The 14,101-nt window shown below is 37.4% G+C and carries 17 protein-coding genes; 10 read left to right on the top strand and 7 right to left on the bottom strand.

The window, feature by feature from the left end; all coding sequences use genetic code 11:
- Positions 1-23: 23 nt before the first annotated feature.
- From LG276_RS20755 to LG276_RS20745, 3 genes are all read right to left on the bottom strand, one after another.
- Positions 24-1,553 (bottom strand): amidase, encoded by a 1,530-nt coding sequence (locus tag LG276_RS20755; RefSeq protein ID WP_281202714.1) that lies wholly within the window; start codon positions 1,551-1,553, stop codon positions 24-26.
- A 634-nt stretch (positions 1,554-2,187) separates the two neighbouring features.
- Entirely contained in the window at positions 2,188-2,469 is a 282-nt protein-coding gene (locus LG276_RS20750) for a hypothetical protein (RefSeq protein WP_251162177.1), read from the bottom strand.
- A 132-nt stretch (positions 2,470-2,601) separates the two neighbouring features.
- Positions 2,602-3,288: a hypothetical protein gene (locus LG276_RS20745; protein ID WP_251162176.1), complete on the bottom strand. Its 687-nt coding sequence runs from the start codon at positions 3,286-3,288 to the stop codon at positions 2,602-2,604.
- An 802-nt stretch (positions 3,289-4,090) separates the two neighbouring features.
- Here LG276_RS20745 and LG276_RS20740 point away from each other — a divergent pair.
- From LG276_RS20740 to LG276_RS20730, 3 genes are read left to right on the top strand one after another with little or no spacing between them, the layout of a single operon-like run.
- On the top strand, positions 4,091-4,516 hold the full coding sequence (locus LG276_RS20740; RefSeq protein ID WP_404292728.1) for a hypothetical protein: 426 nt from the start codon (positions 4,091-4,093) through the stop codon (positions 4,514-4,516).
- A 23-nt stretch (positions 4,517-4,539) separates the two neighbouring features.
- Positions 4,540-5,304, top strand: a complete 765-nt coding sequence (locus tag LG276_RS20735) for a hypothetical protein (protein ID WP_224937207.1) — start codon at positions 4,540-4,542, stop codon at positions 5,302-5,304.
- 57 nt (positions 5,305-5,361) lie between these two features.
- Positions 5,362-5,787 (top strand): hypothetical protein, encoded by a 426-nt coding sequence (locus tag LG276_RS20730; RefSeq protein WP_404292726.1) that lies wholly within the window; start codon positions 5,362-5,364, stop codon positions 5,785-5,787.
- A gap of 446 nt (positions 5,788-6,233) precedes the next feature.
- Here the strand turns inward: LG276_RS20730 and LG276_RS20725 are convergent, their stop codons facing one another.
- Positions 6,234-6,848, bottom strand: a complete 615-nt coding sequence (locus LG276_RS20725; protein ID WP_095371775.1) for a nitroreductase family protein — start codon at positions 6,846-6,848, stop codon at positions 6,234-6,236.
- 128 nt (positions 6,849-6,976) lie between these two features.
- Between LG276_RS20725 and LG276_RS20720 the strand changes: the two genes are divergently transcribed.
- Together LG276_RS20720 and LG276_RS20715 are read left to right on the top strand one after the other, a co-directional pair.
- Complete coding sequence (locus tag LG276_RS20720) at positions 6,977-7,312, top strand: helix-turn-helix domain-containing protein (RefSeq protein WP_095371776.1); 336 nt, start codon at positions 6,977-6,979, stop codon at positions 7,310-7,312.
- A gap of 155 nt (positions 7,313-7,467) precedes the next feature.
- Positions 7,468-7,917, top strand: a complete 450-nt coding sequence (locus LG276_RS20715) for a DUF1569 domain-containing protein (protein WP_224937204.1) — start codon at positions 7,468-7,470, stop codon at positions 7,915-7,917.
- A 4-nt stretch (positions 7,918-7,921) separates the two neighbouring features.
- Here LG276_RS20715 and LG276_RS20710 read toward each other — a convergent pair whose 3' ends face one another.
- Together LG276_RS20710 and LG276_RS20705 are read right to left on the bottom strand one after the other, a co-directional pair.
- On the bottom strand, positions 7,922-8,383 hold the full coding sequence (locus LG276_RS20710) for a low molecular weight protein-tyrosine-phosphatase (protein ID WP_224937203.1): 462 nt from the start codon (positions 8,381-8,383) through the stop codon (positions 7,922-7,924).
- Complete coding sequence (locus LG276_RS20705) at positions 8,376-8,987, bottom strand: TetR/AcrR family transcriptional regulator (RefSeq protein WP_404292724.1); 612 nt, start codon at positions 8,985-8,987, stop codon at positions 8,376-8,378. Before LG276_RS20705 ends, LG276_RS20710 begins: the two co-directional genes overlap by 8 nt.
- 170 nt (positions 8,988-9,157) lie before the next feature.
- On the opposite strand from LG276_RS20705, the gene LG276_RS20700 reads away from it, so the two are divergent.
- The gene (locus LG276_RS20700; protein ID WP_224937201.1) at positions 9,158-9,928 is read left to right on the top strand and encodes an SDR family NAD(P)-dependent oxidoreductase; all 771 of its coding nucleotides are present in this window, start codon (positions 9,158-9,160) and stop codon (positions 9,926-9,928) included.
- 49 nt (positions 9,929-9,977) lie between these two features.
- Here LG276_RS20700 and LG276_RS20695 read toward each other — a convergent pair whose 3' ends face one another.
- Entirely contained in the window at positions 9,978-10,772 is a 795-nt protein-coding gene (locus LG276_RS20695) for a GNAT family N-acetyltransferase (RefSeq protein WP_404292721.1), read from the bottom strand.
- 354 nt (positions 10,773-11,126) lie between these two features.
- Between LG276_RS20695 and pgsB the strand changes: the two genes are divergently transcribed.
- Genes pgsB through LG276_RS20675 form a run of 4 tightly spaced genes read left to right on the top strand, consistent with a single transcriptional unit; the run spans position 11,127 to position 14,098 of the window.
- Entirely contained in the window at positions 11,127-12,308 is a 1,182-nt protein-coding gene (gene pgsB / locus LG276_RS20690) for a poly-gamma-glutamate synthase PgsB (protein WP_404292719.1), read from the top strand.
- A 12-nt stretch (positions 12,309-12,320) separates the two neighbouring features.
- Positions 12,321-12,770: a poly-gamma-glutamate biosynthesis protein PgsC gene (gene pgsC / locus LG276_RS20685; RefSeq protein WP_095371783.1), complete on the top strand. Its 450-nt coding sequence runs from the start codon at positions 12,321-12,323 to the stop codon at positions 12,768-12,770.
- 18 nt (positions 12,771-12,788) lie between these two features.
- Entirely contained in the window at positions 12,789-13,943 is a 1,155-nt protein-coding gene (locus tag LG276_RS20680) for a CapA family protein (RefSeq protein ID WP_224937198.1), read from the top strand.
- Positions 13,940-14,098 (top strand): hypothetical protein, encoded by a 159-nt coding sequence (locus LG276_RS20675; RefSeq protein WP_251162169.1) that lies wholly within the window; start codon positions 13,940-13,942, stop codon positions 14,096-14,098. Before LG276_RS20680 ends, LG276_RS20675 begins: the two co-directional genes overlap by 4 nt.
- The last annotated feature ends 3 nt before the right edge of the window (positions 14,099-14,101 follow it).

Genomic DNA, 14,101 nt, shown 5'->3' with positions numbered 1-14,101 from the left:
AAAAAGCCCCTTCGATTGAAGGGCTACTCCTTTTTCACTAATTGCGGAGCTTTACGGCCACCGGCAGCTTTTTCATAGGCATAGGCCATACCAAGTATGTCACCTTCGCTCCACATTGTACTGAAAAAAGCGAGGTTAAAGGGGGAGCCGTTACTATAAAACCCTGCTGGTATTGTTATGAGTGGCAATCCACTAATATTAATTTCGGATATGGTAGAAGTCGCAACATCCTCACGATCTAAAGTTGGTACATCTTCTAGCATTGTTGGGTAAACAAAAGCATCTAATTGTTGCTCAGCCATAATGTAGGTAATGGTGCGTAACAGTTCGTTCTTCGTTTCTTTAAAGCGTGTTAAATCAGGTAAGCGTTCAGCATTTTCGAAAGCTTTGTCGGTTTCAAGTGGTCGGACAAAGGAAGCTAAGGGCTGGTCTTCTTCCCAAGGTATCGCTCCTGCTTTTAAGAAAACTTTTTCCATATTTAACGAAGGATCAAGGTTTTTGAAGTATTGATTAAGGTCGTAAAAAAAGGATTCTCTTCCAATCATTGTATCAATAGTTTTCATATATGGAGCCAGTGGCTTTACATGAAAAGGATCTTCAATCACCTCTGCACCCAGTGATTGCAATATTGAAATACTTTTTTTATAAAGTGCTTCCGTTTCTGCCGTCATTTTCGTTTCTCGCCAACTAGGGCCGTATAAACCAATTCTTTTCCCTTTCAAAGCATGTGATGAAAGGAAAGAGGTATAGCCCTTCTCTGGAATCGTACTAGAAATGGTTTTAGCATCATCAGGTGAATAGCCAGCGATAACATCAAGCATAATCGCTGCATCCCGCACCGTTCTGGCATGCGGCCCTAATACATCTCTTGTACTGCCAGCAAGCGGAGTCACACCTGTAGTAGGAATGAGTCCGAATGAAGGTTTAATGCCAACAATTCCTTGCGCTGCTGCTGGTACTTGTATGGAACCCGCTGTTTCTTCTGCTACTCCAAGAACGGTAAAATTACCAGATACGGCAGTAGCCGTGCCACTACTACTACCACCAGGTGTTAATTTTCTATTTACCGCATTGTATGTAGGACCTTTCCAACTAGTATTTGCGTGGTATGCACAACTAAAGGCAGGGATATTTGTTTTGCCGAGTATGATGGCATCAGCTGCTTTTAATCTAGAGATAATGGTGGCATCTTTCTGCGGTAATAATTCTATTCCACCTGTATGTTTAGAGAGTGGAGCCCAGCCAAATGTAGATGGAAAACCAACCATATCGACAGCTTCTTTCACAACTACGGGGATACCTGCTAATGGACCCAACTTTTTCCCACGCATCCGTTTCGCATCGATGGTTTTCGCATCAGTAAGCGCCTGTTCGTTCATAAATGTAAAAGCATTATATGTCGATTCATATTGTTCAATGCGCTCAAGAAAAGATCGAATGACTTCTTCAACTGTATACTCACCTGTATCATACAATTTGTGAAGCTGTTCAATTGTTATTTCCTCAAATAAAAATAAATGCTGATTTTCTGATCGTAACGAGTGCGTTTTCATCACATCATCTCCCTTCAACATTTGTGTATTTAATCTATACTATTACAATTGAGGAGCATTTGCATGATTATTGTTAGAAAATTTAACAAAATATAAAATATGTTATTGTGTTTGTGAGATGGGTTAATTTAAATCGGCCAAAGTGAACATTACTAATAAAAGAGTACACCATATGAAAACTCATTTAAATATATCATTTTGGTTTTATACATCGGTAGCTGGTGATATACTGATATTAGTAGGTAAGAAATTATGTTGTTTTTGCTCAATGCGTGTATTTAAAATCCATACTTTTGTTACTGTATAACGGAGATGGTGAAACATGACAGAGCCAGATGTACAAGTTCGTAAATTTAATTACGATGTAGATGAACGCTGAATCAAAACCATTCAACAAATTGATTGCGTTCGCAGCTCATTGAGTTTAAGATTCTAACCAAATCTCATTCTCGATGCAAACAGAAAAAAGGAAGGATGCCCTGCCAGGCACCTTCCTTTTTCCATTTTATTATCCACTAAGTAATCTAATCTAGATATTACACCAAAGTCCAAAGGCCAATCGAAAATAGCAGAGTTGAAGAAGGGAACCATCCTCCCCCAAGTATAAAAATCAAGATCTAATTACATAATAAACTTAAATCAGGTTTAACTTTTTCAACAATTTTACAAAAATCAAAATAAGTGATTCTTTTGGAATTTCACCAACTATGATGTAGTAATAAAGCAACCCTATTCCAAATAAAACGGCAATATATATCAAAAATCTCCCTATTACCGGTAAGGAGTTGACTATAGTTTCATACCATTGGATTGAAGTTACATTATTGTCTGGTTGTTCTTTCTTAATTATTGTGTGTTTTCTAAGTAGCTTATTTTCTTTTAATTCAGTAGGTTTTGTTGTTTTCTCAAATTGCATAATTTAAGTACCTCACACTTTCGTAATATTTTTTTTACGAAAGGCTGGCGACTTTCACTCTACATGTGAACATTTTACCATCTAGGGAAGAATTAGGGAATAAAAAAAGCAGCCATATAAGCTGCTTTTTTACTATTCAAATTTATACTCAACAGTTTGTTCACCAGTGATATCTTCAAATGTATCAGCATTCATTGTATTACCGAAAACCAATTTAACTGAATTAATATCTTTATCCTTGATAACAAAAGCGTCAGTATATTCCTTTTTCACTTTTCCTATAAACTCTGAATCTAAATCAGCGTCATCAATAAAGAAATCTTTCATCATACCGTCAATCTGTTCACCTTTATCAGTGATAACATTTACTAAGTCATACCATTCAATATTCTGATCTTGCGTGTTCTCAACATTATATTGGATTTGAACATAAGAAAAACCTTTTTCTAATAATTCCGCTTCTCCATCAATTGAAAAGGCCAAATCTTCAGCAAATACAGAATCAACATCTGATAACTCGATAACCTTAATATCTTGAATCGTTATTTTAAGTGGAGATACATTTACAGTTTCATTCACTTTATTTATTTTGATAAGTTCGGCAGTTCCAGCTTCACTTTCTGCTTTTTGACCGGGTTCTTCTAATATTGTATTTCCAGCTTCATCTTTCTTAGGCTCAGAAACTTTTTTGTCCTTTTGATCTGCTGCTTTAGGTGCTTCTTTAGGTTCATCCGCATTACTCGTAACTTCTTCACCACAACCAGCTAATACACCAACAACTAGTAGACCAATACCTATTAACTTATAAAACTTCTTCACTTGTTAAATTCCCCCATTTATTAATTTCAACTTTGTTATTATAACACTTAAACAATGAAAAAGGCACTAAAAAATTGGATATATATAGTAGTTACATGTAACTATTTATATAAAACAACAAAACCTTTCTTATCAGAGTAGAATAGGGGTTAAGAGCTTTGCTCTTTCGTTTTAATTTTTAATAATCTAATTTTACTAACCTTGTAGGGAGCCAAAAGGAGCTAGAGCAATTAATAAACAGTTGGAACTAGATCCATTCTACCTATGACTGCTGAACTACAGGCCTGCATCGTCACTTTTGCAGGTCTTTTTTTAATACTAAAACTACCTAGTAAATTGGAATGAGAGATAAGTATTTGGTAGAACAAGTGACCTATTAAATGGATGTGGAAGGTTGAATATTTTTCCTTATTTTTCTTGTTGTACATATAGGTAATTGGATTTAAAAGTCTTGCTAGCAAAGGAGTGGAAGCACTTCTTCTCTATTATTCAAGTGTGAATGAGTGTAAATAATAGGAAAAAAGAGAAAAACATAGATATCAATAATATATTCTGAATTTTTGGTAAACTATTACGTTTTTCATTATGATGCGTCTCATTTATACTACGTGTAGTGTTTTTTATCAAGAACAATATAGAACATATGAAAGAACAAATGACAAATGAAAGGGGGAAAGTGATGATTCTAGGATAAAAGTCACGGCAGTTGAATACTAGCTTTACTTTGTCCTAATAATGAACACACATCTATGGTTGATTCCCCTATGAAAAATAAATGTGAGCAAGAAAGGACAGTATGAGAGTGAAAAAGGTAACGACCATCACAATCATTATTTGTCTCATGATTGGTCTAACAGGTGTATTCGTTCAAGCATTTTCGAGCGAATCTCTAGGAAAGTGGAGTAATGAATTATTCGAGATAAGTGAGGAACAGACCAATAATGAGCTGGCAACCGCCTATGAATCTTGGTCTGAACAAATGAAACAGCAAAAGCTAGATGCACAACTAACCTATGAAAAAGCAATGGAAAAAAACGTAGTAGTTTCAAGTGAAGAAGCGAAAAAAGAGATCAACCAATACTTAACTTTATACAAAATAGATATTCAAAACATAAAAAAAGAACTAAGCCATTCATTTCATACGTATGAAGGTGAAAAGAAGGAAGAACTTAAATCTGAGATGGATCAAGAAATACGATTATTTTTAGAAGAAACGTTAGAAAAATAAATTTCGACAAAGGGGTCGGGAAGATGAAAAAGAAAATCATAGCTGGTGCAGTTACAGTCGGATTGCTAACCGGAGCAGGCTTCTCGTTAGCGAATACAGATGCGGGACAGGCTTTGAAAACTTGGTATGATAACTTATTTAACCAAACAAGTGCTGAGGTTCTAAGTGAATCGGATGCCAATTTTGAACAGTTATTAACAGAGCTCAGAGCAGAAAATGAAACATTAAAGGAGTTAGCAGCCAGTCAAATTGACGAGAAAACATTGCGTGAAATTGAAGGTTCTACTTTAGCTATTGACCAGGCCAAATATGAACATATTGCATCCCTCGATAGTGAGAAATTGTTGATCTTGGAAAATATGGATTATCAATTCTATCAACTATTTTTAGAAGGCTATTTTCATATTAAGGCAAAAGGCGATTTAATGCAGGAGGAAGCAACGGCTGGTTTCCAAGCTTTTGCTAGTGAGAAGGGCCAGTCGGCTTTAGAGCAAGTCACAGCGGAATTAAATCAAGCGAAAGCAGATGCAGTAACAGAACTTGAGCAAGAGATTGTAGCAGCGAAACAGGAAATTGTTACAAAAGTAGAATCTCAAGTTGAAATTAGTAGCCGAAATCTTCGTAATCAGGCGAATTGGAAGGCTGAAGAAATTCGAGAGGCACTAGATGCCATCCTTGCTAATTTAGTCGCAGAACAAGAGGCTGCTATAACAGCGAAAGCCGCTGAACTAGAGGCAGATGCAAAGATGAGTTTAGATGACGTTGTCAACAATATTGTCAATGATTAATTCGTTTCAGGGCCAGCTTACTTGGCCCTGGAAATCTCGTAAAGGGAGGAAAACAAAATGAATCATAAAAAAAGTAAATATATCAAAATATTGTTTAGTTGCCTTTTCGCAGGTTTCCTTCTTTCTGTTAGTTTTCGATTTGTGTCTGCAGGTGAAGATATGGAATCGATGCTAACGAATTGGTTCTCTGCAAAAAAAGTAGCGTCCATCGCCGAGATAGAAACGGCTGTAAACGAAGAAAAAAATAAGCAAATTGCTAAATTAAAAGAAGAAATCCCACAAAAACTAGCGGCAGCAGATCAACAAATAAAACAGAAAACGGAGTCAGAAGTAGCCAAACGTGTAGCTGAATTAGAAGCGTACACAAATGAATTGATTCAAAATTACGATCCAACCATTGAGGAGAATCAGAAAAAAATCGCTGAGTTAGAAGCCATAATGGAAGCAGCAAAGGCTGATATGACGGCAGTAGCTGAGGAGTAGTTGAGTGGATCCATTCTTAACTGATTCCACGACTTCATCACTAACACGGCCCGTGCCTTTATTGATAAAATTTGATTCGATGTGAGTTGAAACCAATCAAACAGAGATCCGCATTTGAAAGCTTGACGCGCTACCGGGTTAAACGAATCAAATTTACCGATGTCTCCAGTTAATTGACGTGTTTCCCACCTAATCTAACAAAAATAATCCAACACCTCCCTATATTGCTGCGTTTTCATATTAATCCACTCTAAGATTATTAAAATTTAAAAATCACCTGTCCTCATCTAAACCCAATCAAACTTCAATCTAAACTATGGATTCCAATTTCAATCCATAAAGGTCATTTACCGCACCATAAAAAAAACAAAGACCAAAAAGTCTTTGTTCACGCGTAACTTATTTTTCAATGGTTCTCATTGATAGTGGGTGCTATTTCCAAACGATTAATAAAACTTCACTACGCGCTCAAGAGGTAGTCTAGTTGTATTAAAGGCAGGTGCAGCGCTTTTGCCAATAGCGATTAATGTAATGGGGAATATGTTTTCTTCTAGCTCAAATTGTTTGGCGAAGGCAGCTTTATCGAAGCCTCCCATTACGATTGTATCTAGCTCACGTTCTTTTGCGAGCAGAAGCAATTGCATTGAAATCAGACCAGCATCATAGCTTGCGATGTTCATTAGTCCTTCTTTCGGTTGGCCAGGATAAAATTGGTGTGTATTGCTGATGGTACGGTCAGCAATGGATTGATCCATGTAACCAGCTTCGACATTTTGAGTATAGATTTCCTCAACATTTTTATAAGCCTCCGTATCACCAAGTACGGCAATAACAGCAGAAGCATTTTCTACAATCTTTTGGTTGTTGCCAAATACAGGTAAAGCCTTTTTCATTGCTTCATCTTGGATAGCGATAAATCTCCATGATTGTAAATTACTAGAAGAAGGAGCTGAAATAGCATGTGCTAATAGTTCTTCTAAACTTTCTTGATTTATTTTAAAAGAAGGATCGAATACCCTCACAGACTTGCGTTCATTCATAAGAGTAACTAATTCTGACATTTAACTCTCCACCTTTACTTATGTTTAGTAAGTTTATTTCGTTTATAAACTTACCATTCGTAAGTTATGTTGTCAACTAATGAATATATGGTACTATTTAATGAGGACAGGTAAAGGAGCTATAAAGAATGGATTGTAACCATAAATTGAAAACGGATTCTAAGCATATCTGTAGCAACTACCATGAAGCGATTGAATTTATAGGTCGCAGATGGATGGGCATGGTCATCTATTCCTTAATGGACGGACCGAAGAGATTTTCTGAATTAGCAGATGAAATTAATGGTATTTCTGACCGATTACTTACAGAACGGTTGAATGAACTCATTAAGGAAGAACTTGTGAGTAAAACATTTTTAGAAGATTCTTCGAAAAAAGTTGAATATGCCTTAACAGAAAGAGGAATGAGCTTGAAGAAAGTTATTGAAGCCATTCTTGCTTGGATTGCTGAAAACGAAAAGTAATAGTCGAGACAAATATTGTAGCTGAAGAACGAACAGATCTATAGAGGATTTGTTCTTTTTTTGGGCTCTTTTTTATATTAGAAGGAGTGTATAATTCTTTTGTTGAAAGCTATAGAGTGAATAATAAATTGTGAATGAAGAGGGGGAGAAGGGAAATGAAAAGTATCTATGATCCGGTATATTTAGAGGAAATTTTAACACGTATAGATCGTTTGAGTTCCAATTCAAAACGGCAATGGGGGAAGATGAATGTCGCCCAAATGATGGCTCATTGCTCAGCCTTTCAAGATATTGCGATGGGGGAATCTTCTCCAAAAAGGAGTTGGTTGGGAATCTTTGTAGGAAACTTCGCCAAACCGATTTTTTATAACGAAAAGACTTTACCTAAAAATATGTCTACGATTCCGACCATTTTAATTGTCAATGATAGGGACTTTAGCAAAGAGAAGGAAAAGTTGAAACAAAAATTGTTGCAATTCCATGCTGATGGACCAGAAAAGTGTACAACCCATCCCCATTCTTTTTTTGGTAAACTGACCGCTGAGCAATGGGGAAAGGGTATATACAAGCATCTAGACCATCATCTCAAACAGTTTGGTCTATAACGCATCATCTTCGTTCTTCCTTTATTTTCTTCATCAAGGCTTCACAACCAGCGCTCACTAAATCATATGTTTCCTGGAAATTCCCGGTATAGTAAGGGTCCGGCACATCCTTTGCACCTTCAGTTAAATCTAATAAACGGAATATTTTTGGATGCTGAGGTTGACCCAGTATACGGTATATATCTTTTATATTCGATTCATCCATTGCCACAATATAATCAAATACTTCGAAGTCTTCTTTCTGTAATTGACGTCCTTTTAATCCTTTAGAGGAAATACGATAGTCGTTTAAAATCGCGAGTGTTCCTTTATGTGGAGGCGCGTCAATGTGCCAAGAGCTCGTCGCTGCTGAATCTACGAATATTTCCTTCTCTAGTCCAACTTGTTCTACCTTATGTCTAAATATCGCCTCTGCCATTGGTGAACGACAAATATTACCTAAACAAACGAATAACACTTTAATCATGAGGCTGCCCCTTTCCTTTTACAAAAAATGATTCAGTCGAAACGACCATAAGTTCAACAATTTGTTCAGCCATATAAGTGGGTGTATGTGGAAAGTCCTCTTCAATCCAGCGAATAATGAGACCAGCAATGCCATTGGCTCGATAAATATATAACCATTTAGCGTCAACTGAACTGTCCTTAGGCAGAACATAGTCGTATTCATCTAAAAAAAGTTGTTCAATTGCTTGTGCCATTTGATAGCGGAAATCGACACGAATATGGTCACTTAATAATAATTGATATAGTGATGCATGTTCTTTGAAATAATTGAATAGAGTAATCTCCTCAATCGGAAGTTCTCGTAAATAAACTTGTTCATATGCTTGATAAGGAATACCAATTTGTTCAATCATCTCATGTAATGTCTCATCAATGACCTCTTTTAGTAACTCGTCCATCGAATGAAAATTGGCGTAAAATGTTCCACGATTATAATTTGTCTCTCTTGCAATCTCAGATATAGTAATTTGGGCGAAAGGCTTTTTGTATAATAATTCAATAAATTTTGTTTTAATAGCTGTGCGTGACCGTTGTACGCGTTTATCTAAAAAATCATGCTCCAAGAGAATCACCTCTTTCCTTATTATGTTGAATTCCTATATATTTTGCAATTTTACTGAACAAAATAAAATAGGTTGCACATTACTGAACAAAATGACCCAGTTTGTATATTGAGACACTAAAAATGATGAGATTTAATAGTAACTGAACAAAGGAAAGGGAGGAAAGAACAATGACATTTCCAGTATTAGAAGGTAAAGTCGCTATTATTACAGGCGCAGCAATGGGTATGGGGGAAGCGACGGCTAAACTTTTTGCAGAGGCAAAAGCGAAAGTAGTCGTAGCTGATTTTAATGAGGAAAAAGGCCAAGCAGTAGTAGAAGAAATCAAAGCTAGTGGCGGAGAAGCTGCTTTTGTAAAAGTAGATATCTCGAAATCAAAAGAAGTACAAAACATGGTGCAATTTGCTGTAGACACATATGGTAAATTAGATGTAGCTGTGAATAATGCTGCGCTAACACCAGATGATAAATTAGCCGCTGAGTTCGATGAAGATTATTGGCACCGTTTAATGTCTGTAGACTTAACAGGTACGGCTCTTTGTTTGAAATATGAGCTACAACAACTAGAAAAACAAGGAGACGGTGGTTCGATTGTTAATATCTCATCTGTAAGCGGATTCCGTCCACAACCACAAAATATTGCTTATGTAGCAGCCAAGCACGGAGTAGTTGGAATGACTAAAGTAGCTGCAATGGAATATGGTCCAAAAAATATACGTGTGAATTCAGTAGCTCCTGGTGCCATTGATACACCAATGCTTAGAGGTGCGCTTGATCAGTTTGGATTTACGGAAGAAGAATATGCTCCACAATTAAGCTTGTTGAATCGCTTTGGTCAACCAAGAGAGATTGCTCAAGCAAGTCTATGGTTAGCATCGGATGCATCTTCTTATATTACAGGTACCACTATTCATGCGGACGCTGGATATACATCTAGATAAGACGCAATTATGAGAGCTCTTTTTAAAAGGAGCTCTATTTTTTTACTCCTCATAACGATTCATCCCTCACCCATATCGCCTTCGTATAGGCAACCCTCATTCCTGCTCGCTCCATATTCCTCTGACTAACTGAACCATAGGAGGCTTGCCCAACTATCCATTTGCAGCCGATTTCCTGCGCATGTTGAATTCTTTGTTGAATAAGTGCAGACTGCACACCTTTTTGTCGAAAAGTAGGTAAGGTAGAAGCAGCGGCGAGGTTCCCCCCTTTTTCATTACAAAAAAGTACGCCGACACCAGCCGGTTCATGATCCACTAACGCTAAGTAAAAAGTCCATTCTGGTAACGAATAAAGGACAGCATTGTTTTGTGCTACGCCTTCAAGTAGGAAAGAAGGCATTTGAAAGCCTTGTGTGTATATGTCAGCAAAAGTCTGGAATTCATCTGGATGTAAGGCGCGAATTTCAATAGCGCTATTAACAGGTTTTATGGTATCTGGTAACTGCTTATATAAAGTGGTATGAAAGTCTATCTGATAAAAACCACGTTTGTGCAAAGCCTTTAATAATGATTGGGAATGATGACTTGGTGCAATTTCGAAGCGAACAGGAATATGTTTTTCATCATAAAAATTAACTATTTCATCAAGCAATAACTCGTCTTCTCCACAAAGCCCTTTGATCACATTAAAAGCTGGCCCCGGAATACTTTTAACGGTGTAAGCCATCGTTTGTCCGAATGATTGAATGGATACGCCCATTGGATTATTTTGTAGGTTTCCAATAGCAAGAAGGCGCGAAGTTAGTGTATCCATTTCGATTTGTTCCCATAATTTTTCATTCATACATTTCACATCCTTGTTCAACTTTTTTCGACACCCTTCTGGATATTTCCTCTTTGAGAAGTTTTTTTCTATCTTATGTCAGCATCGATGTCACCTGTCATCTAATTTTTATAAAAGAAATACCTACCTACGGACATAAAAAATGTTTTATAAGGAAAACGGTTTGAACAACTAGAAAAAATTGTTTATTAATAGTGATTTATCCCTCCGAAATTGTTGTTTTAAGTCAAATCTGGTTGTCATCTATCGGTAAAAAAAGTTTATTTCCATGTGATGGCTATGAAATATTTATATATTAATATATTAATCGTGCCAATTTGACAATGAAAAAAAAGGAAAAGAGGAGGCGGGCATATGTGGATTATTGTTGTTTGCTGTCTCATTTTATTAACGGCAGGAATTATGGAGAAAAGAAAACATCGTAAGAGGCTAGATGCGTTAAAGATACGAGTGAATATTAATGGAATCCGCGGGAAATCAACAGTTACAAGGCTTATTACCGGGATATTATTCGAAGCTGGTTATAAGACAGTAGGAAAAACAACCGGAACAGATGCGAGGATGATTTATTGGAATGATCCAGAAGAGAAACCAATCGTAAGAAAGCCTCAAGGGCCTAATATTGGTGAACAGAAGGAAGTGATTAAAGAGACGGTTGAGCGTGGGGCGGAAGCATTGGTCAGCGAATGTATGGCGGTTAACCCCGATTACCAAATCACTTTCCAAGAAGAATTACTACAAGCGAACATCGGCGTTATCGTTAATGTATTAGAGGATCATATGGATGTGATGGGACCAACATTAGATGAAGTTGCTGAGGCCTTTACAGCGACTATCCCACATAATGGTTATCTTATTATTACCAATGATGCATATCGTGCTTATTATGAAAAAGTAGCTGCGGAGCGTAACACGACCGTGATTGTTGCAGATAATAGTAAGATTTCAGAAGCATTTCTAAAACAGTTCGATTACATGGTTTTCCCTGATAATGCCTCTTTAGCACTGGCTGTAGCAGAAGCGATTGGTATTGATGAAAAAACGGCAAGACAAGGGATGCTCAATGCGCCACCAGATCCAGGAGCGATGAGAATTTCTCCAATTGGACATTCGAAAGAACCATCCTATTTTGTTAATGGCTTTGCGGCAAATGATGCGTCTTCAACTTTGAATATTTGGAAGCGAGTAGAAGAAGTTGGATACCCGACAAAGGAACCCATTGTTATCATGAATTGTCGTGCAGACCGCGTCGATCGTACGGAACAATTTGCTAGAGATGTACTACCATTTATCCCAATGAAAACACTTGTGGTGATTGGGGAATCGGCGGAACCAATTGTGAAAGCATACGAACTAGGACTTATACCTGCCCATTCATTAGAAAACTTAGAAGGGTCGGATACGGGAGAAATTCTCGAGCATTTAAAAGGAGAAATGAAAGGTTCTACCATTTATGGAGTCGGCAATATACATGGTGCTGCAGAACCGTTAATAGAAGAAATTCAACATTTGAAAATAAAACAATTAGTCAGTTAAGGAGCGTTTTCCATGTTTGGTGATGATTTATACATATCTCTTATTTTAGGCGTCCTACTCAGTCTCTTATTTGCTGAGAAATTTGGGATTATGCCTGCTGGGTTAGTCGTGCCAGGTTACCTGGCTCTTGTATTAGACCAGCCAATCTTTGTTTTAATAATTTTGCTCGTCAGTTTGCTAACTTATGTGATCGTAAAATACGGTGTATCAAAGGTCGTTATTTTATACGGACGTCGCAAGTTTGCTGCAATGCTGATTACCGGGATATGTCTCAAATTGATATTAGATTATTTTTACCCGATATTACCGTTTGAGATTAATGAATTTAGAGGGCTGGGAGTTATTGTACCAGGATTGATTGCAAATACGATTCAAAAACAAGGAGTTACCATTACATTAGGTAGCACACTGCTTTTATCCGCTGCCACATTTGGCATTATGTACGTGTATTACCTATTTTAAAGGAGAGAGAAGACCACAATGGAACATAAAAAGAAACCTAGGAAGCTTAATTTTCATGAACAACTTCTTCGTTTCTTAAAGAAGCAGAAAAGACGTATTCCTGTACATATCATGATTCTTTTTCCGGTGTTAATTGTCGCATTTGCTATTATCTATAGTTTTGATATTCGTACGGAGGCAGATGCTGAGCCAGAAGAGAATGCGCAAGTAACGGGCGTGGCTGTTGGAGATGTGATGGTCGGGAGACATGTGGAAGAAGTAACAAACCGTTATGGTTATGACTATTTATTCCGTTATGTAGAGCCTTTGTTTAATCAAGCGGACTATGCGACGGGGAATTTTGAAAATGTAGCAAGCGACCGAGAGCTTGAACCGATGGAAAACAAAGAGATTACTTTGCAAGCCAATCGTGAATCGGTTACGGCGATGAAGGATGCTGGTTTTCAAACGATGGCCATGGCGAATAACCATATGATGGATTACGGAGAACAGGGAATGATTGACACCCTTGATACTTTTCATGAACAAGGTATCGATGCCGTTGGCGCTGGGACAAATAGTACCGATGCTAGAAATCGTATTTCTTATCAGGAAATCAATGGATTAACGATTGCGACACTTAGTTTTTCCGACTTAAGTTCTGAAGAAACGAAGGCAGGAGAAAAACAAGCCGGGATATTAGATTTTGATCCAGCCACTTTTATCCCATTAACGGCAGAAGCAAAGAAAAAGGCAGATTACGTGATTGTCCATGCCCATTGGGGACGTGAATATAATAGTCGAGCGAGTGATCGACAAAAAGAGCTGGGAAGAGCGTTAGCAGATGCTGGAGCCGATTTAGTTATTGGACACCATCCCCATGTATTAGAGTCGATTGAGGTCTATGATGACACAGTTATTTTTTATAGCTTGGGTAACTTTATTTTCGACCAGGGCTGGTCAAGAACGAGAGAAACAGCACTCGTACAATTTCATCTCATGCCTACAGGGGAAACGAATTTCGAAATTACCCCTATGAAAATACGAGAAGCTACACCCGCCCCTCTATCAAACTGGGACAAGCTCTCACAGCAGTCAATTATCCGACAATTAACGAGAGACTTGGATGTGGATCACGCGACAGTTGATGATAAATTAACATTTACAGTTAAACAAAGGGAGGGAGAAGAATGAAGAAGGTATTGAAACGTTTATTGCCTTATTTATTTGTAGCCTGTTTATTCCTTTTCATCGTTGGCTTCAGTCAAACAGATACGCTAACAGAAAAAGAGGAACAAGAAATACAAATCGAGTTATTGAAGGTGAAGGTGCAACAAAACCAAGATTAAAGA

Origin of the sequence: Cytobacillus kochii (assembly GCF_044790165.1) — a bacterium.
In the GTDB taxonomy this organism is placed as follows: Bacteria; Bacillota; Bacilli; order Bacillales; family Cytobacillaceae; genus Cytobacillus; species Cytobacillus kochii.
The sequence above is the reverse complement of the archived record's forward strand: the minus strand, read 5'-3'. Positions and strand labels throughout refer to the sequence as shown.

Bases quoted from the DNA above. Each gene is read 5' to 3' on its own strand.
- LG276_RS20755 (WP_281202714.1), bottom strand. From the start codon at position 1,553: ATGAAAACGCACTCGTTACGATCAGAAAATCAGCATTTATTTTTATTT.
- LG276_RS20735 (WP_224937207.1), top strand. From the start codon at position 4,540: ATGAAAAAGAAAATCATAGCTGGTGCAGTTACAGTCGGATTGCTAACC.
- LG276_RS20695 (WP_404292721.1), bottom strand. From the start codon at position 10,772: ATGAATGAAAAATTATGGGAACAAATCGAAATGGATACACTAACTTCG.
- LG276_RS20730 (WP_404292726.1), top strand. From the start codon at position 5,362: ATGAATCATAAAAAAAGTAAATATATCAAAATATTGTTTAGTTGCCTT.
- LG276_RS20725 (WP_095371775.1), bottom strand. From the start codon at position 6,848: ATGTCAGAATTAGTTACTCTTATGAATGAACGCAAGTCTGTGAGGGTA.
- LG276_RS20700 (WP_224937201.1), top strand. From the start codon at position 9,158: ATGACATTTCCAGTATTAGAAGGTAAAGTCGCTATTATTACAGGCGCA.
- LG276_RS20750 (WP_251162177.1), bottom strand. From the start codon at position 2,469: ATGCAATTTGAGAAAACAACAAAACCTACTGAATTAAAAGAAAATAAG.
- pgsC (WP_095371783.1), top strand. From the start codon at position 12,321: ATGTTTGGTGATGATTTATACATATCTCTTATTTTAGGCGTCCTACTC.
- LG276_RS20710 (WP_224937203.1), bottom strand. From the start codon at position 8,383: ATGATTAAAGTGTTATTCGTTTGTTTAGGTAATATTTGTCGTTCACCA.
- LG276_RS20720 (WP_095371776.1), top strand. From the start codon at position 6,977: ATGGATTGTAACCATAAATTGAAAACGGATTCTAAGCATATCTGTAGC.
- LG276_RS20715 (WP_224937204.1), top strand. From the start codon at position 7,468: ATGAAAAGTATCTATGATCCGGTATATTTAGAGGAAATTTTAACACGT.
- LG276_RS20680 (WP_224937198.1), top strand. From the start codon at position 12,789: ATGGAACATAAAAAGAAACCTAGGAAGCTTAATTTTCATGAACAACTT.
- LG276_RS20675 (WP_251162169.1), top strand. From the start codon at position 13,940: ATGAAGAAGGTATTGAAACGTTTATTGCCTTATTTATTTGTAGCCTGT.
- pgsB (WP_404292719.1), top strand. From the start codon at position 11,127: ATGTGGATTATTGTTGTTTGCTGTCTCATTTTATTAACGGCAGGAATT.